The organism is Alcaligenes sp. SJTW-7 (assembly GCF_047716895.1).
Classification (GTDB): Bacteria; Pseudomonadota; Gammaproteobacteria; order Burkholderiales; family Burkholderiaceae_B; genus Alcaligenes; species Alcaligenes ammonioxydans.
The window spans coordinates 1371086-1391245 of record NZ_CP136682.1 but is presented as its reverse complement, the minus strand read 5'-3'; the positions used below and the strand labels follow the sequence as shown (position 1 = coordinate 1391245).

The 20160-nt window shown below is 55.0% G+C and carries 17 protein-coding genes, 1 pseudogene and 1 riboswitch; of the genes and pseudogenes, 8 read left to right on the top strand and 10 right to left on the bottom strand.

Annotated elements, in window-relative coordinates; translation table 11 throughout:
* Positions 1-19: 19 nt before the first annotated feature.
* From RSQ48_RS06150 to dctP, 6 genes are all read left to right on the top strand, one after another.
* Positions 20-1027 carry a YeeE/YedE family protein gene (locus tag RSQ48_RS06150; RefSeq protein WP_301607092.1) on the top strand — a complete coding sequence of 336 codons (1008 nt, stop codon included), beginning with the start codon at positions 20-22 and terminating at the stop codon, positions 1025-1027.
* Positions 1028-1122: 95 nt separating this feature from the next.
* Positions 1123-1605 carry a cysteine hydrolase family protein gene (locus RSQ48_RS06145; RefSeq protein ID WP_415302237.1) on the top strand — a complete coding sequence of 161 codons (483 nt, stop codon included), beginning with the start codon at positions 1123-1125 and terminating at the stop codon, positions 1603-1605.
* Positions 1606-1859: 254 nt separating this feature from the next.
* Positions 1860-1949, top strand: a riboswitch (glycine riboswitch).
* A gap of 414 nt (positions 1950-2363) precedes the next feature.
* Positions 2364-3734, top strand: coding sequence for an amino acid permease (locus RSQ48_RS06140; RefSeq protein ID WP_275694131.1), 1371 nt, complete (start codon positions 2364-2366; stop codon positions 3732-3734).
* A 410-nt stretch (positions 3735-4144) separates the two neighbouring features.
* On the top strand, positions 4145-4645 hold the full coding sequence (locus RSQ48_RS06135) for a TRAP transporter small permease subunit (protein WP_003804547.1): 501 nt from the start codon (positions 4145-4147) through the stop codon (positions 4643-4645).
* A complete protein-coding gene (locus RSQ48_RS06130; protein WP_003804548.1) occupies positions 4635-5957 on the top strand; it encodes a TRAP transporter large permease in 1323 nt (440 codons plus the stop codon). The genes RSQ48_RS06135 and RSQ48_RS06130 overlap by 11 nt, the downstream gene beginning before the upstream one ends.
* A gap of 17 nt (positions 5958-5974) precedes the next feature.
* Positions 5975-7072 carry a TRAP transporter substrate-binding protein DctP gene (gene dctP, locus RSQ48_RS06125; protein ID WP_003804550.1) on the top strand — a complete coding sequence of 366 codons (1098 nt, stop codon included), beginning with the start codon at positions 5975-5977 and terminating at the stop codon, positions 7070-7072.
* 141 nt (positions 7073-7213) lie between these two features.
* Here the strand turns inward: dctP and RSQ48_RS06120 are convergent, their stop codons facing one another.
* The 7 genes from RSQ48_RS06120 to RSQ48_RS06090 all read right to left on the bottom strand — a co-directional run bounded on the left by RSQ48_RS06120 (position 7214) and on the right by RSQ48_RS06090 (position 14229).
* Positions 7214-8443 carry a cytochrome-c peroxidase gene (locus RSQ48_RS06120; RefSeq protein WP_131071462.1) on the bottom strand — a complete coding sequence of 410 codons (1230 nt, stop codon included), beginning with the start codon at positions 8441-8443 and terminating at the stop codon, positions 7214-7216.
* Complete coding sequence (locus tag RSQ48_RS06115) at positions 8416-9483, bottom strand: hypothetical protein (RefSeq protein WP_415302236.1); 1068 nt, start codon at positions 9481-9483, stop codon at positions 8416-8418. The genes RSQ48_RS06120 and RSQ48_RS06115 overlap by 28 nt, the downstream gene beginning before the upstream one ends.
* Before the next feature lie 3 nt (positions 9484-9486).
* Entirely contained in the window at positions 9487-11133 is a 1647-nt protein-coding gene (locus tag RSQ48_RS06110; protein ID WP_415302235.1) for a secretin and TonB N-terminal domain-containing protein, read from the bottom strand.
* Between the two features lie 101 nt (positions 11134-11234).
* Positions 11235-12170: a FecR family protein gene (locus RSQ48_RS06105; protein ID WP_131071461.1), complete on the bottom strand. Its 936-nt coding sequence runs from the start codon at positions 12168-12170 to the stop codon at positions 11235-11237.
* Positions 12167-12661: an RNA polymerase sigma factor gene (locus RSQ48_RS06100; RefSeq protein ID WP_131071460.1), complete on the bottom strand. Its 495-nt coding sequence runs from the start codon at positions 12659-12661 to the stop codon at positions 12167-12169. Before RSQ48_RS06100 ends, RSQ48_RS06105 begins: the two co-directional genes overlap by 4 nt.
* A 180-nt stretch (positions 12662-12841) precedes the next feature.
* Positions 12842-13186: a zinc ribbon domain-containing protein YjdM gene (locus tag RSQ48_RS06095; protein ID WP_131071459.1), complete on the bottom strand. Its 345-nt coding sequence runs from the start codon at positions 13184-13186 to the stop codon at positions 12842-12844.
* A 149-nt stretch (positions 13187-13335) separates the two neighbouring features.
* Positions 13336-14229, bottom strand: a complete 894-nt coding sequence (locus RSQ48_RS06090; protein WP_131071458.1) for a LysR substrate-binding domain-containing protein — start codon at positions 14227-14229, stop codon at positions 13336-13338.
* Between the two features lie 104 nt (positions 14230-14333).
* Between RSQ48_RS06090 and RSQ48_RS06085 the strand changes: the two genes are divergently transcribed.
* Positions 14334-15038 (top strand): SDR family oxidoreductase, encoded by a 705-nt coding sequence (locus tag RSQ48_RS06085; protein ID WP_131071457.1) that lies wholly within the window; start codon positions 14334-14336, stop codon positions 15036-15038.
* Between the two features lie 1555 nt (positions 15039-16593).
* Here the strand turns inward: RSQ48_RS06085 and RSQ48_RS06080 are convergent.
* On the bottom strand, positions 16594-17505 hold the full coding sequence (locus RSQ48_RS06080) for a Kiwa anti-phage protein KwaB-like domain-containing protein (RefSeq protein WP_415302234.1): 912 nt from the start codon (positions 17503-17505) through the stop codon (positions 16594-16596).
* Positions 17498-18103: a hypothetical protein gene (locus tag RSQ48_RS06075; protein ID WP_415302233.1), complete on the bottom strand. Its 606-nt coding sequence runs from the start codon at positions 18101-18103 to the stop codon at positions 17498-17500. The genes RSQ48_RS06080 and RSQ48_RS06075 overlap by 8 nt, the downstream gene beginning before the upstream one ends.
* 323 nt (positions 18104-18426) lie before the next feature.
* Between RSQ48_RS06075 and RSQ48_RS06070 the strand changes: the two are divergent.
* A pseudogene (locus tag RSQ48_RS06070) lies at positions 18427-18990 on the top strand (metallophosphoesterase); the annotation flags it as partial.
* Between the two features lie 46 nt (positions 18991-19036).
* Here the strand turns inward: RSQ48_RS06070 and RSQ48_RS06065 are convergent.
* Positions 19037-20124 (bottom strand): IS3 family transposase gene (locus tag RSQ48_RS06065; RefSeq protein ID WP_415302232.1). Its coding sequence is split into 2 segments (ribosomal slippage): positions 19037-19872 and positions 19872-20124, totalling 1089 coding nucleotides; the frame shifts between segments, so codons are not numbered across the junction.
* Between the last annotated feature and the right edge of the window lie 36 nt (positions 20125-20160).

Genomic DNA, 20160 nt, shown 5'->3' with positions numbered 1-20160 from the left:
CGTTCCCTCTCCAGCGCACATGATGAATACAGAACTTGTACTGTGGGTCAGCTTGGCCATTGGTCTGCTCTTTGGCATGAGTGGCCAGCTCAGTGGTTTTTGCTTTTATCGTGGTTTAACCGAGCGCTGGTCCGGGCGCAGCGGCTACAAGCTCCAGGGCTTTGCCCTGGCGCTGGCCGTGGCCCTGGCCGGTACACAACTGGCTGCAGGCAGTGGGCTGATCAGCCTGGACAAGGTCTTGTACCTGAATCCGACTTTTTCCTGGCTGCTGGTGCCGGTCGGTGGCGTGCTGTTTGGTATGGGAATGACCTTGGCCAATGGCTGCGGTGCCCGCGCTCTGATTCTGTTGGGGCAAGGTAATTTGCGCTCTTTTGTAGTGCTGTTATGCCTGGGTATCGCCGCTTACATGACCTTGACCGGACTGCTGGCCCCGCTACGCATGAACCTCGCCCAAGTCAGCAGCATCACCCTGCCTGCCGTCACCCTGCCCGCAGGCCCCGTACGATCCATCGTCATTGCCCTGCTCGTTGCCGCTTTAATCGCCTTTTCCCTGCGCCCCCGTCTGGACGGCCAGCGGCTGAATGATCTGCTGGCAGGCGCCTTTATCGGGCTGCTGATCGTAGCAGGCTGGCTGACCACCGGTTGGCTGGGCGATGACCCCTTCGAGCCTGTGCCCGTCAGCTCGCTGAGCTTTGTGGCCCCGATTGGGGAAAGTATTCAATACGCCATGATCTCCACCGGCATGAGTCCACGCTTTACCATCCTGATGGTGGCGGGTGTGCTGGCCGGTTCCTGCCTGAGTGCTCTGCTGCGCCGACGCTGGAAACTGGAAGGCTTTGAATCACCGCGCCACATGCTGCGTGCCATGACCGGCGGCACCCTGATGGGCGTAGGCGGTGTGCTGGCCCTGGGCTGCACCATCGGCCAGGGCTTGAGTGGCCTGTCTACCTTGTCCGCCACCTCCTTGCTGGCGGTGCTGGGGATCGTGATTGGCTCGCGCCTGGTCTGGGCACGCCCCAACTCCTGAGTCCGTGTTTCAATAGGGGTTTGATGGACCACCCTGCAGGCTGCCCGACGCTCCTGAGGCTAGCATTGCTGCAGGCGCTTATTGAGGCTCGTGCAATGCGACAGATCCTGCTTGTTGTCGATGTGCAAAGCTGTTTTGCTCCTCCCTTGTGGCTGATCGAAGGGATTAATAGGCTCAGCCGCCGCCTGCCCTGTGTGGCGCTGATCGAGCAGCATGACGAGTCCCAAACCCCTTTCATCAGTCAGCTCGGCTGGTGTCCGCCGCGCGATGATTGCTGCCTGATCGATGCCGACGCCATCTTCATCAAGCATGGTTACACACCCAGCCCTGCTGCAATGGAGTATCTGCGGCAGTATCAGGCCGATCGCATCCTGGTCTGCGGTATTCAGACAGATACCTGCGTGCTGGCTGCGGGTTTTGCCTTGTTTGATGCTGGGCTGCATCCCACCCTGATTACCGATCTAACCGTGGGTTCATCGCTGGATCGATCCGGCGCGATGGGCATCAAGCTGTGGAAACATCACTTCGGTCGCACGATTCATAGCCGCGAGCTGCGGCTTGAGCAGGACCCGCCATAACCTTAGTCACTCCCCTTGCGTTACGCCTTGCTTGTCATTGACACCCGCTTGCTAAACGCTCTTAAGCCTGTCGACCCTCTGATGCATCGCATCGGCCCGCTTCAGTGCCCAGCTGCCAAGCGTTCTGCGCCTCATGTCTGCGGTCGCACATAGCCACAAAACCGGCCAAGAAACAAGAATTACCCGTCTGAAAACACTACAGGTTAACGCTAGTAGTCATCGCTTTTTGCCTGTCTATACAATAGCGGCGTCAATAACGGTTCAGGTGAGAGTCTTCACATTGATGAAGCGCCGACGGAGCAACGACCCCGGAATCTCTCAGGCAAAAGAATCCTGAACCTTTGACCATCTGGAGAGAGGCACACCCGTGCCCACCGAAGGGGACCATCGCGAACCGATGGATAAGCTCTCAGGTAAACGGACAGAGGGGGTACAGAGACCATATGGTCTTTGTTCACCTATTTGTCCGGAGTCTATCTATGAGCAGATAGTCAGGTGCCTTTTCTGGACGCCTGACCCACCACTACTTTATTTCTATTTTTAATCGCACACAGGTCTGTTCTGACATTTCATGTCATCAGAACAAGGAGGACTGTTGTGCGCTCCCCATCATATTTAGATCGGTATCAAGAAAACCGTCCTTGAGGACGGGTTGTACCCTTTGTTTTCTCGCAGCACAGTCATAATTACGCATTTGAACGAATAAAAATCAGGAGAACAGTGTGTCTCAGCAACATTCATCTGGACTGCAGCGCTCGTTGAAAAACCGGCACCTGCAACTGATAGCAATTGGAGGCGCTATCGGCACAGGGCTATTTATGGGATCAGGCCGCACGATCAGCCTGGCCGGCCCCTCGGTCTTGTTTACGTACATGATCATCGGGTTCTTTTTGTTTTTTGTTATGCGGGCAATGGGAGAATTGCTTCTGCATAATCTGGAATACAAATCTTTTGTCGATTTCGCCGCCGATATTCTAGGCCCGACCATGGGCTATTTTCTGGGCTGGAGTTATTGGTTTTGCTGGGTAGTCATTGGGATTGCAGATATTGTGGCCATTACCGGCTATACCCAATTCTGGTGGCCGGATATTCCATTGTGGTTACCAGGACTGGCCTGCATTGCTTTTTTGCTGGTCTTTAATCTGCTGTCGGCCAAATTATTTGGTGAGCTGGAGTTCTGGTTTGCACTGGTCAAGATTATTGCCATTGTGGCCCTGATTGGCGTGGGTGCGTATCTGCTGTTTACCGGCTTTGTGGGCCCAACCGGTGAAAAAGCCAGCCTGACCCACTTGTGGGATCGGGGCGGGATGTTCCCCAATGGCCTGGGTGGCTTTTTTGCTGCCTTCCAGATCGCCATCTTCGCATTCGTGGGTATTGAGCTGGTGGGTACGGCCTCGGCTGAAACAGCGGACCCTGCCAAGAACCTGCCCAAAGCCATCAACAAGATTCCCGTTCGCGTGATTGTGTTTTACGTGCTGGCCCTGACCGCCATCATGACCGTCACTCCCTGGGATATTGTGGCCCCCAACAAGAGCCCCTTTGTGAACATGTTCTTGCTGATCGGCGTAGGTGCAGCCGCTGCCATCATCAACTTCGTGGTGTTGACCTCGGCCCTGTCCTCGGCCAACAGCGGCATGTTCTCGACAGGCCGCATGTTGTACGGTCTGTCCAAGAACAAGCTGGCTCCTGAAGCATTCAGCCAGCTGTCGCGCAATGGTACCCCCCGCAATGGCCTGATCTATTCTTGCGCCCTGTTGCTGTCCAGCCTGTTCCTGCTGTATGCAGAAGGCGATGTCATGCGTGTGTTCACCATCGTGACCACCGTGGCCAGCATCTGCTTTATCTTTGTCTGGGCCGTGATCCTGATCACCTACCTGAAGTACCGCCGGGTTCGCCCCGAAGCCCATGCCGCATCGAGCTACAAAATGCCCTTTGCGATTCCCATGTGTTACCTGACCCTGGCTTTCTTTGCCTTCGCGCTCTATCTGTTCAGCCAGGAAGAAGAAACCCTGATCGGCCTGATTGCCACGCCGTTCTGGTTCCTGGCGCTGTTCATCTGCCTGCCTTTCTACAAGAAACGCATGAAACAGCATCTGGCCCTGGGCCTGGCGGCGCAAAGCGTCCGTTAAGATCCCCTGCGCCCAACACGGCCCTGCCAGGGGCCGTGTTGCCGCAGCCAGGGGCTGGCTCCACAGGCGTAGGTCCGCACCCACAGACGACCTCTCATCCTGCAATCGTGGGAGAGTAGACCTGGAGCAAGGGCTGAAGCCCGGCACTCGAAAGCCACCCTTTGGGGTGGCTTTTTCTATGTGCAGACAAGCGGTAGCCGAGAGCCCCCAACCCTTTAGGCCCCCGATATTTCACGCCAATAACACAGATTCAGACGGAAAAACCTTTTACACGCCCTCATTTACACCTTATTACCCTTAATGCCTTCTCTCAGGTTGACGTAAGGGTAAACCCAAGTTGTGACACGGCAAAGCTTACTCATAGACTAAACCCGATGTGTAGCCAATAAGAATGTACAAAAGGGACAAGCATGGTTTTACGTCTAATCGACTCGCTCAATGAATGGATAGGGAAGCTTATTTCCTTTATCGCCATCATTTTTTCCACCATCATTATTTACGAAGTCTTCATGCGCTACGTGATGAACCAGCCCACACGCTGGACTTTTGACGTCACCAAGCAGCTATATGGGTTTTACTTTCTGATGTTGGGCGCCTACGCACTCAAGCACCAGGCCCACGTCCGCGTCGATCTGCTCATCCAGCGCTTTTCTCCTGCCGTCCGCAAATGGACGGAAATTGCAGGTTACCTGATTTTCTTTTTCCCCTTCGCCTGGGTTTTCCTGACCCGCAGCTATGACTTTGCCATGCGCTCCTGGGCTCAAGGCGAGACCACCTACGGCGCGGTCCAATTACCTGTTTATCCACTCAAACTCTCCATGGTTCTGGCGGCCGCCTTGCTGCTGCTCCAGGGAATTGCTGAAGTTATCCGTTTGCTCAGTCAGAAGGACGCCCCCCGCCATGACGCCTGAATTGATTGCACTTGTCATGGGTGGCCTGCTGTTGCTGGGGCTGTTCATGGGACACCCCTTGGCCTTTGTTCTGGGCAGCACGGCTGTCATCGGCGCGCTGGTGGCGGGCAAACCCATGGTTCTGGGCATTGTGGTTAACCGCATTTACGGCGATGTCCTGGACAACTACACGCTGATTGCCATCCCGCTGTTTATTCTGATGGCACGTTTTCTGTCCGACTCAGAAGTCACCGACAAGATGTTTGAGGCCTTGCGCCTGCTGATGTCTCGCGTTCGGGGTGGGCTGGCGCTGGCTGTGGTATTTATCTCCATCTTGCTGGCAGCCACCACCGGCATTATCGGCGCCTCGATTACGGTTACCGGCATGATGGCACTGCGCCCCATGCTGCGCTATGGCTATTGCCCCAAGTTGACCACCGGTGTGATTGCCGCTTCGGGCTGCCTGGGCATCCTGATCCCGCCGTCCATCATGCTGATCCTGATGGCCAGCTACTCCCCACTGTCGATTGGCGAGCTGTTTGCCGGCGCGCTGATTCCTGGCGTGCTGCTGGGCCTGCTCTATGCCCTGTGGGTCGTGTTTGTTGCCTGGCGTCATCCTGAACGCGCCCCTTCCGTGGAGCCCGATGAAAAGATCTCCAGGCCCGCCTTGATCCGCATGCTGCTGGTGGAAGCCGTGCCACCCATCTTTCTGATTCTGGGCATTTTAGGTTCCATGCTGGCCGGCATTGCCACGGCCACCGAAGCCTCCGCTATCGGGGTGCTGCTGTCCTTGCTGATCGTGATTTTCCGGGGCAAGTTCAAATGGTCCATTTTTCTCAATGCCCTGTATGAAACCGGTCGCACCTCCTCCATGATTCTGTTCATTGTGGTCGGTGCCACGGCCTTTACCGGGGTCTTTAACATCACCGGCGGTTTGGGCGCTGCCCAGGACATCATGCGCGGTTTAGACATGGAACCCTGGCTGCTGATCGTCGTCATGCTGCTGATCATCTTTATTCTGGGCTGCTTTCTGGACTGGACCGGCATCGTCCTGCTGTCTTTCCCCATCCTGCTGCCGATTGTGCAGGAGATGGGCATCAGCCTGCTCTGGTTTGTGATTCTGGTTTCGGTTGTCCTGCAAACGTCCTTTTTGACCCCGCCTTTCGGTTATGCCCTGTTCTATTTGCGGGCCATCACACCCAAATCGGTCAAGACCATGGAGATCATTACCGGCGTCATCCCCTTTATCGGCCTGATTATTTTGATGTGCATCTTGCTGGCCATTTTCCCTGGTCTGGCCACTTGGTTACCCACCGTGCTGTACGGAACCTAATACAACAAGGAGACATAATGAAACTGACAAAAAAGGCACTTGGCGCCTTGACCGGTCTGGCTTTGCTAGGCATGACGGGCCTGAGCCAGGCCGCCCAGAAATGGACCATGACCAGCACCTGGCCAGCCTCGATCGAATTGGTGGAACTGGACAAAAAATGGGTCGATCTAGCCAATAAACTGGTTGGAGATGAACTGAAAATCGAGTTCTACGAAGGCGGCGCCCTTGTCCCTACCGGCGAGGTCTTTAGTGCCGTTGAGTCCGGCACCATTCAGGCAGGGGCTGATTGGCCAGGGTACTGGGCAGGCCGCAACCCGGCCTTCTCCCCCTTGGGGACTCACTCCAGTCTATTCAATGCGGTGGACTACGCCAACTGGATCAAGGAATGGGGAGGCGCCGAGCTTTATAACGAGATTTATGGCAAATATGGCATGGTCTACCTCCCCTACGCCATCACCAATAATGAATCCGGTTTCCATACCAACGTTCCGATTCGCAACCTGGAGGAAATCAAGGGTAAGCGCCTGCGTCTGTCCGGACTGGAGCAAGGCAAGGTACTGGAAAAAATTGGCGGCACTCAGGTTTCCATGGCTGGGCAAGAGCTGTATCAGTCACTGGAGCGGGGGGTGATCGAAGGCGCCGAATTCTCCACTCCTAACGTGGATGTGTCTGCCGGCCTTCATCAAGTCACCAAGCACTGGACAACGCCCGGCTGGCACCAGTCTGCATCCGTCTTTGGCGTCATGATCAACAAAGCCGCCTGGGATGCCCTGAGCGACTCGGCCAAGGAAAAACTGAAAATCGCAGCCGATGCCACCATGATGTGGTCCATCGCTTTTACTGAAAAGAAAGCGACCGAAGGCTTGCGCACCTTTCAGAAAGCCGGGGTGGAAATCCACCGCATGGACGATGAGAGCCTGAAAACCATTCAGCAAGTCACCAATGAAGTCATGATTGCCATGGCTTGCAGCAACCCGGATGCCGCCAAGGTGTATGCCAGCCAGATGGAGTACCTGCACGACTACAAAGACTGGCGCGAAACCTCTATGCCGTTCAATCTTGGCCGTCCCATCGAGGGGCCCGATCTGGACAAAATCAAAGCCTGCCTGAAATAAAGCCGACGTCCTTGCCGTGGCAGAGGAACCCGGTCCTGAGATCAATCGGAACCCCTCGCCGCGGCAACTACCTCCAAACGATAGTGGTCTGCCACTATCGTTTTTTTATGGGCCCACGGCTCGCTTCTTGAGCCACACGTGTCACAGCACCTGTAAAAACGCCAACAAAGCCTGGATTTCCGCCTCACTCAAATTCAGCTTTCGTATGCGTGGTGACTTACGTGGTATCAACGGACCGGCTTGCCCAGCGTCAGGGATCATGCCCGCATCGTACATGCGTACGACACCCTCCAGACTCGGGAACAAGCCATTGTGCATCCAGGGCCCCGCCCGCGCGACGTTGCGCAAGCTGGGGGTACGAAACAGCCCCAGGTCGGCCGGGTCGCGAGACCACTCAAACCGGCCCAGGTCCTGCAAGCGACGTCCATAGAAAGACAGGCCTATATTGTGAAAGCGGTTATCCGTCAGCAAGGGGCCGTTATGGCAGTTCATGCAGCGCGCCTTGGTGCGAAACAAGTGCAGGCCAGTGAGCTCCTGATCATTCAAGGCAGCCACATTACCCGCGAGAAAATCGTCAAAACGCGTTGCGGCCGGTCGAAGGGTGACCACATAGGCGGCCAGCGCCCGTGCCAGTCCTTGGGCATCCACCCCAGCGTTCCAGGCCGGTCCAAAGGCCTGTTGAAACGCCTGGGGATAATCGTCCAAGGTGCGCAGGCGCACAATCAGATCGCGCAAGGCATGATTCATTTCCACCGGGTTTTCAATCGGACCGAGCACCTGATCCTGCAAAGTCTGCACCCGACCATCCCAGAACAAGTCTTTGGCAAATGGCGCAGCGAATAAGGGTGGCGTACGACGCTTGCCCATCAGACCGTCCTCCCCAATCGCCAATGCCTTGCCATCGCTAAATGATTTGTCGGGCTGATGACAGGATGCGCAGGAGATCTGTTGCCGACGCGAGAGCCGCTTATCAAAAAACAGGCGCGCGCCCAAGGCCACAATCTGCTTGTTACTGGCATCCTGGGCTGCCTCATGCTGTGCGTCCGAGCCTGGGCCTGGTATCGGCCCCCACTCCAGCCACCGCTCTGCCTCATCCATATCAGGGGCCGGCCATTGACGCGGAACATGCTCATAGCGTGTGCGCAGGCAAGCGGCATCAAGTTCGCCCTCCTGCCAGCAAGATGGGGACGTCGCTTCCAGACCGGGCGACCAGCGGGCAAGCTCCACCTCGGGATCATCGCCCCCTGCATTGGACGTAGTCGTCACAGAGGCCGCGCAGGCCGCACCGGACAACAGGGTTCCCAGCGCCACCCTCAGCCAGACGACGCCGCGCCGTTTGATCTTCAATAACGGTACGAAGCGCGCAACCACAGCTCTCTTCCTGTCCGATAAAGGTTCTGGCTGCTTGCCGAGTTCGGCGTGCTGATCACCAAAGGCGCTTGCTTGTCCAGCACATTCAGCACATCCAGCCCCACGCCCAAGCCTTTGAACATCGTCGGCTCCCAGTCCAGACGCATATCCCAGGTCCAGTAAGAACCTACCCGGCCAGACTCGTATTTTTCCCGCCCGTCACTCCGATTCAGGCCCAGATAATGCACATCCTTACGGGCGCCATTCCAATGAATGCGGTTACTAAGTTGCAGACCATACGATGCCCACCTTCCTGTAAGACCCGCACTGACACGCCACGGCAGGTTGTAATCTCCTACGGGACGGTCACCTCGACGGATCAGGTCGCCATTGTAGTAAATGTCGTCGTCCATCTCCTCGGCGGCGCCCTCATAACCATCGGCCAGTTTGGTATTGCGCTTGCTGCGCTGATGGGTGATATCCAGATGCGCCGTCCATCGACTCGGCCCCACCGCCCAGGGTGCAATGCTCTTTACACTCAAGGTGAAGGCATCGGTTTTGGCGTGTCCCTTATTGGTGTAGAGGTAGCCAGTTTTGCTCGTGCCTTCGATAGAGACCTGTTGGCGGCCATAACGACGCACATAGCCCAACTCGGCGACCACCGTGCTTGACAACTGTTGCTGCACACGCAGAGCCCACTCGTCGTCATAGGGCGTGCGCAAGCCGTCAAGCGTATAGGCGGTATGGGAAGGTCGATCTACCCGATTACCTCCGGTGATTAACAAGGTGTGCAATTGGCTCTTGCGCTCACGCATGGCGGTCCCAAGAATGTCCATGCCGTAATAACGGGACCAGCCGCCCGACAAACGCGTTTCCCCTGTCCCGAGCACATCCCACTCCAACAAGGTACGTGGCGCCACATTGGTGTTGCCGAAATAATTGTCCCTGTCCACACGCAAACCGCCGGTCAGGGCCAGCCGCTGCCATGACAAACGATCAGACAGGTAAACCGACGCAGCGGTATAGCTGACCCCCACATTGCCGGCCTGGTAGTAGTTCAAGGTCTACAGCTTATCGGGCTGACCATTGCTGAAATGGCGAGTATTACCGCCGTAAGCATCCTTCTGACGCACGAATTCGCCCTGGGTATGGGCCAGCTCAACACCGGCATACGTGGCATGTTCAATTGCCCCGGTCTGAACCGGCTTGAACTCCAGTCGGGACTTCAAGGTCAGATTGCGCTGTTCGGTCGATTCCTGTCCAAAGCCACCGGTGATATAGGTGTAATCCAGGCGACCCGTGGGCTGATACATCATGTGGACCATATAGTCGGTACCGTCAGAATGGCGGTAACTGTTCATCTGGTCATAACCCAGTTGCACACGCGCCTGCCCCCAGCGCAGATCATGGTTCAGATCAAACCCCAGACCGTAGGATTGTTGCTGGTGCTGCCACTGAATCTGGTCGGCCAAACTGCCCGAGTCCACCAGATCCTCACGACGATCCGCATACTTGAGGGTCAAGGCGGAGTCGGTGTCGGCACTCCAGCGAGTATGAATTTTGACAAACCCATTATCGACCCGGTCTATGGAGCGCGTCTTCAAATCCGTGAAGACCGTATCGTGGCGCACACGCATGGACCGATCAATCGTGGACTGACGTCGGGAGAGGTGGATCAGGGCTGCCGTATCCTGTGTCCATCCCACGTCAAGCATTGCCGAGGTGAACCGTTTGGTCCAGACCGGAGAAAAACCGGGTTTGCCCGCCTCAAAATTCTTCTTTTGTTCGGGCGCAATCTTCTGCGCAGTCAGCCCCGAGGAGTTGTAGCTGAAATCAAACCGGACACTGTTGTCGCCTTGGGGATTACGTACCCTGGCATCGACCACACCCCCCGTGAAACGACCATAGTCCACAGGGATACTACTATCGAGTACCGTCACGCTTTCCAGCAGGTGCGTATCCAGGTTGTAAGCCTGGGCATAGGCCGGTACATTGCCCACCTGCAGATTCAAATTGCGGCTGGCAGGGTCGATCTGGTTGGTGGCGCTAATGCCGTCAATCTGGAACTGGTTCTGAAAAGGGCTGGCCCCGTAGAAACTGATATCTTGCAGCGCCAGGGAACCTCGATTCACACCGCTTTGCGCGGCATCATCCTGACGCACCGCGGGGTGATCGGCCAGCAAACTGGACACGTCCCGATTGCCGGCGGGCCGCTGATCCATATCCCCTCGGGAGTAAACACGTTCGCCGATGCGCTGGCCCTGAACACGCACAGGTTCCAGCACCGACAAGCCCTTGGGCACCGTCGCCGTCACTACCGTATAACGACGCGCCCCCTGCTGACGCGCGGCCAGCCCCCAGGGGGCCAGCAAATTGTCCAGTGCCTGCTCGACCGTCAGCTCACCCTGCAGGGCCACGGCCTGTTTCTCCCGAACCTGCCCAGGTGAGAATGCGATTTCCACCTGAGCCTGACGCCCTATCTGCAAAAGCGCGTCTGCCAGCGCTTGAGGGCTCATGTTCAACACCAAAGCGTCGTCAGCCCGCACCTGTGCAGGTGGAAAAACCAGCAGCATGCTGGCAATCCATAACACCAATGGTCCCGGTTTCAGACGTCCTGGCCGATGCGAGGGACCGAGGTCGGCCGCCATCTCAGCAAGCGTTTGCCTGCGCAGGGCAAGAACAGACGGCGTGTACTGCAAAGCGCACTTCATGATTGAGCATCCTATTTAAACAACTACTATCAGGACGCTGTGCTATCCGTCTCCCCTCACCCCGGGTTGCCATCGTATTTTTTAATTGATAATAACTATCATTAGTAAATAACTATGACTCCCGGCAATTCCCTGATACTCACGTCACTGCCGGCAAGCAACAGACTCAAGGCGGCGGCAGGTTGAGCAGCTCGCACCACCCCGGACACACGGGTGGAACCTGCCCGCTCATTCACCACCCAGATAAGGCGCTTCGTGTACTGGCCCAACTGACGGGCCAACTCATGCACACTCATATCATCAACACTGAGCAAGCCGCGTGTCCAGGCCGGGGCTGTGTCCGCCTCTCCCGGCGGTGAACTCAGCGTCTGCAGCCGTCTGCCGGTCACGGTGGCACGCTCACCGGGCTGCAGGATCACAGCTTGGGCGGTGTCGCAAACGTGGCACTGCACACGTACCGTGTGTTCGTAAACCGCAACGCGGCTGAGCTGGCCGTTCAGACTGACCTCATACTGTGTACCCAAGGCCGTCGCCTGCGCCGGGCCCGCCACCACCGTAAAGGGACCTGTCTTGTCATTGCTCGGCACTACCTGGAAAAAGGCCCGGCCCGCCTCCAGCTGAACGTGTCGCTGCCCCTTTTCAAAGTGCAAACGTACACGCGTGTGCGCGTCCAGAATCGCTAAGGAACCATCTGGCAAAGTCAGCCGGGTCAACGCTATCCCGCTGCTGATCGTTCCGTGTTGCTGCCAGGTTTGCCAGGCAAGCAAAGACGCAGCCACCATTGCACAGGCCCCCAACAAGGCCTTGAAACCAGGCTTGCCTCTCTTGCGCGCGACCGGCAACACCCTCAACTGCCCCAGTCGTCGCCAACTTGCCGCCAGGGCATCGTAGGTTCGCGCGTGCAAGGGATCGGCCGCGTACCAGGCCTCAAACTCGGCCCTGCCCCCTGGCGGCAGCCTGCCCTGGGCGTTGCGCAATACCCAACGGGCCGCGTCCTCATCGACTGGGCTCCAGGTCGGATCAGGCAGCGCGCTCATGCCGTCGTCATCAGAACATGATGGGCCACCAGCAAGATGCGCATCATATGCTTCTCAATCGTACTTTCGGAGACACCCAGCTTTTGGGCAATCTGGGCATAACTCAGCTCCTCGCAACGATGCATCATGAAGATACGCACGCTGCGGGGGGATTGGGCCATCAAAGCGTGCTCTAAACGCTGCAAGATCTCTTTGGCCAGCACTTCCTCATAGGTATCAGGGGCATGGTGATGGGCGATGCTCAAAGCGTACCCGTCGACAGCACGCTGCTCACGCGTATGGCGTCGATACCAGTCTGCAGCGATATTGGCCGCCACTTTGAATACATACGCGCGATGGTTATCGGCCTGCACCTGCTTGCCCTTTTCCAGCAAGCGCAACCAGGTGTCATGCGCGCAGTCCTGTGCCAGTTCAGGACAATGCGTGCGCCTGCGCAAATAGCGGATCAGATCCGGATAATGGGCCAGAAAGGCCGCCGTCAGCTTGGACATGAAAAGGCGATCAATTTATATAATCAATAATCATTCTCATTATTATATACGCGCCAGGCATCTGATTTACCGCTGTCAGAACTCCTTGAATGTGCTGATCGCTGTCACTCCCTTGGCGATCAGGCATAAAAAAAAGCGCCGCATTACAATGCGGCGCCTGGCGAAACCCAGCCTGAATGCTCAGGCTTTCTTCAAATACATGGCTTTCAGCAAGTAGCTGATGCCATCAATTTTGCAATCGACCTCATGGTCACCTCGAACCAGACGAATGCCTTTGGCCTTGGCACCCTTTTTCAGGGTATTGGAACCTTTGACCTTCAAATCCCGGATCAGAATCACATCGTCGCCCGCAAGCAGCACATTGCCGTTGCTGTCTTTGACAATCAGCTCGTCCTCGTCCATTTCGACATCCGTCGTTTGATGATTATCTTGCCATTCATAGCCACAATCGGCACAGACCCATTGCTCGGTGTCATGGTAAGTATTTTCCAAGGTGCACTGAGGACAGGGAAGCGGTGTGCTCATATTTTTTTCCTGTAAAAAGCTGGGTGCTACCGCACCAGAAGTGCGGCCAGTGTAGCCCCTCGCATCAGGAACACCAAAAACACCCCACGCAAGACCAGCGCGATACTGCGCCAGCCTCGTCGCCAAGGCACAGTCCGGCCAAGAACCGGTCAAATGAGCGGCGCGTCAGGCAAGTCAATTAATAGCCTATGCAAACACCAGTCCCATACCGCCTCGACCGACTTTCGGGCGGGGGTCGAACGCTTGCGCAGCAAATAAAAGTCCGCGCCCACGGTCCCCGCATGCGCCACCTGCACCAAACGGCCGGCCGCCAGATCCCTGGCTACAAACGCCTTGCAAGCCAATGCCACCCCTTGGCCGGCTAATGCGGCATCCAGTGCCAGAGTGGTCTGATTGAACACCGCACCGGGCAGTTTTCTAGGGGTTTTCAAGAAAGCAGCCCAATGATTCTGCGCATCATGCAACAGCGGCAAGGCATGCAACTGCTCCATGGACAAAGGCAGTGCGGCATTCCCTACCAGTCCAGGGCTGGCTACCGCGACCACATCTTGACGAAACAACAACTGTGCCTCTAGATCCGCCGCAAAGGGAGGACGAGTCAGACGCACCGCAATATCGACCTGGTCGCGTTCAAAATCCGACAAGGCTTCCGTTGCCACGGTGCGCAACTCCACATCCGGCAGCAGAGTTTGCAAATCTCCCAGCCGTGGAATCAATAGCTTGGCCGCAACGGTGGGCGTGACACTGATGGTGACGGTATCCGGGCGCGTTAGTAAACGCCCTGTCGCCTCGCTTAGCGTATCAAAAGCACGGGTGACATCGGCCAGATACGCCGCCCCCCGCCCCGTCAAGTGCAGTCCACGCGGCCGACGTTGAAACAACACCACACCTAAATGCTCTTCCAAGGCCCTGACTTGCTGCGCCACCGCCCCCTGCGTCACCCCCAGCTCCTGAGCCGCTGCTCGGAAACTGAGCCTGCGCCCCGACACTTCGAAGGCGCGCAAGGCATTTAAGGAAGGCAGGGAACGACGTGAGGAGCTCATGGTATAGGCAATAGTTTTTCTACAGTCTAAGACGTTTATTTAACGCCTGATTTTTTCCCATCAGACTGAAATAATAACGTTAATCACTTAACAAGGAGCCTTATATGACTATAGAAAAAGTTGCTCTTATCAGCGCTGGGGGATCCGGCATGGGGGCCGCGGCCGCACGTCGACTGGCTCAAGATGGCTATCAGGTCGCCATCCTGTCCTCATCCGGCAAAGGGGAGGCACTGGCCAAGGAACTAGGCGGCATCGGACTGACGGGATCCAACCAGTGCAACGAGGACTTGAAACGACTGGTCGACATGGCCATGCACCGATGGGGACGCATTGACGCACTGGTCAGCTCGGCCGGGCACGGCCCACGCGGCCCCATCCTGGACATCAGCGACGAAGACTGGCACACAGGCATGGACATCTACTTCTTGAATGCTGTGCGCCCCGCCCGACTGGTGGCCCCCATCATGGCAGCGCAAGGCGGCGGCGCTATCGTGAACATCTCGACCGCCTGGGCGTTTGAGCCTGCGGAAATGTTCCCCACTTCGGCGGTATTCCGCGCCGGATTGGCAAGCTTCACCAAGATTTTTGCGGATAGCTATGCAGCCCAAAATGTGCGCATGAACAACGTGCTGCCTGGCTGGATTGACAGCCTGCCAGCGACCGACGAGCGGCGCGACAGCGTACCGATGGGGCGCTATGGCAAGGCCGAGGAAATTGCGGCGACCATTTCGTTCCTGCTGTCAGACGGCGCCGCTTACATTACGGGTCAGAACATCAAAGTGGATGGAGGGCTGACACGTTCGGTGTAAACCGCAAGCCGTGCAGCCCACTGGACCCGTCTTATAGAGGGCTTATCCTGACAAGAAAGGCGCTCATGCGCAGCAGGAAAGGCCATGCGCATTGGCATTGAGGGATTAGGGGCCAGACACTGTGCGGCAAAAAACAGAGCTAATCGCCCTCTCTCCGCACCACCCAAACTCTATGAGCCCAGAGTCCATCACCGACGGTTTGAACACCAAAAAAAAAACGGCCACCCTTGCTGGGTGGCCGTTTTCTTTATCTGAATGCCGCATTACTGATTCACCTTGCCGCACTATAGCGTCGTCTGGAACGGCGGGCGGACAAGCGTAAAAAACAGGGGCCAATGGCATCACCAAGAAGGCATAAGAACACCAGTGACGCCCCCCAGGACATTACCCCGAATGTGCGCGCTTGCCAGGATTTTTCTTGTTGCGAGTATGCGCACCACGCTCCTGACTAACACGTTGACCCCGGCACTTTGTGCTAAGGGTGACACCCTTGGGAGCGGCGGGGGCCGGAGTACGCTTACGATCAGCTTCAGTCACAATTTTAGTACCCATGTCTCTCTCTCCAGTTTGATTAAATTCGCACTTGTTTCCCATGTGCCCGGTTTATGCGTGGCAACAGGAAACAGACAAGAGGATATTCGGCAGTGCCTTAAGGTATAAAGGCACAACTGATGGGTCAAATCATCACGAACAAGCCCTCAGCCAAGTTGAGCATAGCAGGGATTGAGCAAACCGGCTCGAATAGGCCCCGAGCAGACACCCAGGCAAGCACCCATGCCTACCCCACAACAAGGCCACTGCTGGGCGGGCCACTAAAACCATACGTCCCACACGGCGAGAGCCGTTTCTCAAAGGGGGCAGCCTTCCCTGCTCATTCTTTGACCCAGAAAGAGACATAACTACAGCGATGAAATACGCAGTGCAGCCCAGCCGCATCGCATCTGCACATGTAATCGAATGAGCAATACGGACAACCCCAGGGCCACGAGTCTCCCGCTCATCGCTGACGCGAATGGTCATCCATTAGGGACGGGAGCTTAAGCGTTAGATTTGTCAGAGCATGCGACGCTGCCAGCGCCCCGAACAGCAAATTGCAACACCGTGAGCTACCCGCCAAAGCGGACACAGTCCAGGCAAAGAGTATCGGCCACATCCACCAGACACAGCATCAGCCTGGGCACTAGTCGGCAAGCAGAATGGCGCACTAGGCCCAAAACCGTGGCGGCGGCAAGATAAGCCCTACCAAATAGATTGCGCGCAGCACGACCAAAACGGCGGAACAAAGAAAAAGCGGCTCACATTGCTGTGAGCCGCTTAAATTTTGGTGGCGCATCCCTGATTCGAACAGGGGACCTGCGGATTATGATTCAGTTTGACAGCAAAGCAATGATGGTGCTTTGTCTTTGCAATCAATTGGTTAGGGCAGCCATCAGTTGCTATGGATACGCTATGTTTTGCTACGGGGTTGACGCTTCGTTGACACCGTATCATCAAACTTGTGAGCAATAAATCATATTCTCATAATGTGAGGCTGCTGAGTAATAATTGTCCCCAATTAAACTGCTTCAGCATCTGGAACATCATATGTCGTATCAGTTATCTCGCTAAACAGACGGTGATCCAAAAGTATCTGCATTATTGTTTTTGCGGTAATATCGCAAGGGATTATTTTCCCATTTTGATCAAAATTCAATCCGAAATTTCTTCTGCTATTAACTTGTTGGACCCGTTGGGAAAACCCAGGCCTAAGATATAGTGCTCTTTGTTGAATTACAGAGATTCTTCTTAGCTGCATTGCATTGCTTCCGACATAATCCCTAAGTGGCTGCATGTTGGTAAAGATCGTTGTGAAATTTTGGTCCACCAACAAGTCGTCAAAGTTTTTTTGATATATTTTCTTTTCCGACAAAATGCTTTCATAGGCTCTTTTTGTTTTAACAAAAACTGTATCATTAAAACAGTAGAAATCAAAAAACGAATCAAAAGAGAAGGTTTCGTTTGGCGTAGCCGAAAGCTCTCCATTATTAAAAATTGCATTTATCATGCTATTTCTAACGGTTGCTTTCCATGTGGGAGCTGTTTTTCTTACCGCATAGACTACTCGATTAGAATGCTGGAACTTAACCAAATAACCAGCAGCTCCCTTTAAATGCTTAAGAAGGACGTCGGTGTTCTCGGCTTCTGGAGCATCGACAACATTGAGTAATGCAATAAGTCCCTCACTATCCTCAAGTGAATGCTTTAAACAGCTACTCTCATTTGTTTGTGATATCGGGCTGTAGTCACGCTCCTCTGTAATCGAGCGGACTTGCTCTATTATAGTGTCGCGAAATAATCTCTCAATATCTTCATCAGTTCTTACATGCCATGCACGGAATTTTGACTCCGTTGTGCTTTTCTTGAAAACCCAAAGCTGAACCGACGAGTTAGCATAATCAAACCTTCTCCAGTTTGAAAAATCAGTCATCTTTAGGGTCTCCGTCAGTAATATAGTTTTCGTGGACTGTTTCGCATAAATAATTTCCTGGAAACAGTGATTTTTTGCTTAAAATCTTAACAGTTCTTTCATGTGATTTATTTGATTTGTTATGGTTGTTGATACTAACTCTTGCTTCGTATAAATTCCAACCAAACATCAAAAGCATAGGATTCATAATTACTTGACCAGCTTTATATGTAATCAAAAAAAGCCAGGTCAAAAAAGCCACTAATCCCGCAACTTTCCCCAATGACGAATAATCAACCCCCATAAAGGAAACTATATACGGAAAACTGTAGCTAATGAGTTCACTTGGAACTGGCTTTGAGTCTATCACTTTTACCGGATACTTATACCTAAGCTTTGCAATCACCTTGCAGGTTAATAATAAGCACAATCCTGAAAAAAGCACTCCAAACAGTGAGAGCCAAGGGTGATTGAAGCGCGGAAATGTACAGTCTTCCCAGTTAGTGCAGATACCTGCCGTCCATGACTCATGACTTATATCTTGCAAGGCAAGAATTAACGCCAATGGGAAATAGGATCCCAAAAAAACAAGAAGTGCAGGTAAAAGTCGAAACCTCATAAGCAGCCTCCAGTTTCTGAGAACCTAGTGCGGTCAAATAGATACATTTTTTATAGATTAAATGTATCTTGTTAAATCATTTTGTATTTAGTGTTTGCTTCATCTTACCTCAAACTACGCGCTCGCCGCTAGGCAGGGTTGCAGGGTTAAAAGCGCCCTGCAACCCGACCAATAGCGTGTGTGGTCAGCAATGTGTCAAGGATTCGCTACGCCGGGTACTCACCCGGTCCCGGCAGGCCGGGCTGCGGCTTCCGTGCCCGCCCTTGACACGGCACACACCGTCTAGGAAAGTTGCCCTGTTACGTTCCCACCGACGACAAACAATGCACGACACATTACGCCTACGCCGCTTCAACCTGAACACACAGGGACGAGACTTCGCGGTTGGCGACATTCACGGTTGTTTCAGCAAGCTGGATACTGCGCTGCGCAAGGTGCGGTTTTCACCAGCACATGACCGGCTATTCGCCGTTGGTGATCTGGTAGACCGAGGGCCAGAGTCTGCCCTGGTGCTGGAGTGGCTTGCGCAGCCTTGGTTTCATTCAGTCTGTGGCAATCACGATCTGATGACCTGGCGTCGGGTGTCAGGTGATCCACTGCCAGATATTGACCATGCCGCACATGGCGGGCAATGGCTCGACAGCCTAGACGAGCTGATGCACCAGCGTATTGCACAAAGCCTACGTGAACTACCCTTGGCGATTGAAGTGGACACAGCAAATGGGCCAGTGGGCATCATCCATGCCGACTTCCCATATGACGACTGGCAGGCCGTATACGAGCACCAATTCAGCGCCGAGGATGAAAATACCTGCCTTTGGTCTATCGACCGCTACCGCACCGGATACAAGCAGCCTGTCCGCAGTGTTCGCGCCATCGTGCATGGTCACATGGTAATCCCCCCATTTTTAACGATTGCCAGAAGTAGGAATGCTATGCGGCCATGGCCAGCCGCTGTTTTGGGGTACATCCGCCCAAGACCATATGTGGGCGTTCATGATTGTAAAACCACATCCACTGCGTGGCGACGCGTTGAACGTGGTCCAGATCATCCCAGTGATACTGGGACAACCACTCGTAGCGAACGGTTCGGTTGAATCGCTCAACGTAGGCGTTTTGTTGCGGCTTGCCGGGCTGGATGTACTCGAGCTTGATGTTCCATGCGCCAGCCCATTGGACGATCGCTGTGCTCAGATACTCCGGACCGTTATCACAGCGAATGGCTGAAGGTTTTCCTCTCCATCCAATGATCTGCTTGAGCGTGCGAATCACCCGTTCAGAGGGCAGCGAGAAGTCCACTTCGATACCCAACGCTTCTCGGTTGAAATCGTCGATCACGTTCAGCACACGGATGTTGCGCCCATCGGCAAGCTGGTCGTGCATGAAGTCTATCGACCAAACCTGGTTGATGTGCGACGGTATCGTCAACGGCTCAGGCACCTGGCGCACCAGCCTTTTGCGTGGCTTGATCCGTAGATTCAGCTCGAGCTCGCGGTAGATCCGATACACGCGTTTATGGTTCCATCCAAAGCCTCGCACATTACGCAGGTACAGAAAGCACAGACCAAAACCCCAGTTGCGATGGTGCCCTGTCAGGCGCAACAGCCAATTGGCAATCTCTTCGCTCTCGGCGTCAGTCCGGGCGATATACCGATAGCAAGTCTGGCTGACGCTAAATGCCGCGCAGGCCAGTCGGATCGATATACCTCGCTCTTGCACCGCTCGTTGAGCCATCTCGCGGCGGCGAGACGGCCTCACCACTTTTTTTCGAGCGCCTCCGTCACAATCTCGGCCTTGAGCTTCTCCTCGACATACATCTTGCGTAGCCGGACATTCTCGGCTTCCAGCTCCTTCATCCGGGCCATCAGCGACACGTCCATACCACCGTACTTCGAGCGCCACTTGTAGAACGTGGCTGAACTCACGCCCAGTTCCCGGCACACCTCGGGAACAGCAAGGCCTGCCTCTACCCGCTTGATGGCTTCAATGATCTGGCTGTCTGTAAATCTTGATCGCTTCATGTTGTAGAACTCCTCAATGAGAAAATTCTACTTCTG

What these genes read in the sequence shown, in the direction of transcription:
- RSQ48_RS06150 (WP_301607092.1), top strand. Translation starts at nt 20, where the DNA reads ATGATGAATACAGAACTTGTACTGTGGGTCAGCTTGGCCATTGGTCTG.
- RSQ48_RS06145 (WP_415302237.1), top strand. Translation starts at nt 1,123, where the DNA reads ATGCGACAGATCCTGCTTGTTGTCGATGTGCAAAGCTGTTTTGCTCCT.
- RSQ48_RS06135 (WP_003804547.1), top strand. Translation starts at nt 4,145, where the DNA reads ATGGTTTTACGTCTAATCGACTCGCTCAATGAATGGATAGGGAAGCTT.
- RSQ48_RS06130 (WP_003804548.1), top strand. Translation starts at nt 4,635, where the DNA reads ATGACGCCTGAATTGATTGCACTTGTCATGGGTGGCCTGCTGTTGCTG.
- dctP (WP_003804550.1), top strand. Translation starts at nt 5,975, where the DNA reads ATGAAACTGACAAAAAAGGCACTTGGCGCCTTGACCGGTCTGGCTTTG.
- RSQ48_RS06110 (WP_415302235.1), bottom strand. Translation starts at nt 11,133, where the DNA reads ATGAAGTGCGCTTTGCAGTACACGCCGTCTGTTCTTGCCCTGCGCAGG.
- RSQ48_RS06105 (WP_131071461.1), bottom strand. Translation starts at nt 12,170, where the DNA reads ATGAGCGCGCTGCCTGATCCGACCTGGAGCCCAGTCGATGAGGACGCG.
- RSQ48_RS06100 (WP_131071460.1), bottom strand. Translation starts at nt 12,661, where the DNA reads ATGTCCAAGCTGACGGCGGCCTTTCTGGCCCATTATCCGGATCTGATC.
- RSQ48_RS06095 (WP_131071459.1), bottom strand. Translation starts at nt 13,186, where the DNA reads ATGAGCACACCGCTTCCCTGTCCTCAGTGCACCTTGGAAAATACTTAC.
- RSQ48_RS06090 (WP_131071458.1), bottom strand. Translation starts at nt 14,229, where the DNA reads ATGAGCTCCTCACGTCGTTCCCTGCCTTCCTTAAATGCCTTGCGCGCC.
- RSQ48_RS06085 (WP_131071457.1), top strand. Translation starts at nt 14,334, where the DNA reads ATGACTATAGAAAAAGTTGCTCTTATCAGCGCTGGGGGATCCGGCATG.
- RSQ48_RS06080 (WP_415302234.1), bottom strand. Translation starts at nt 17,505, where the DNA reads ATGACTGATTTTTCAAACTGGAGAAGGTTTGATTATGCTAACTCGTCG.
- RSQ48_RS06075 (WP_415302233.1), bottom strand. Translation starts at nt 18,103, where the DNA reads ATGAGGTTTCGACTTTTACCTGCACTTCTTGTTTTTTTGGGATCCTAT.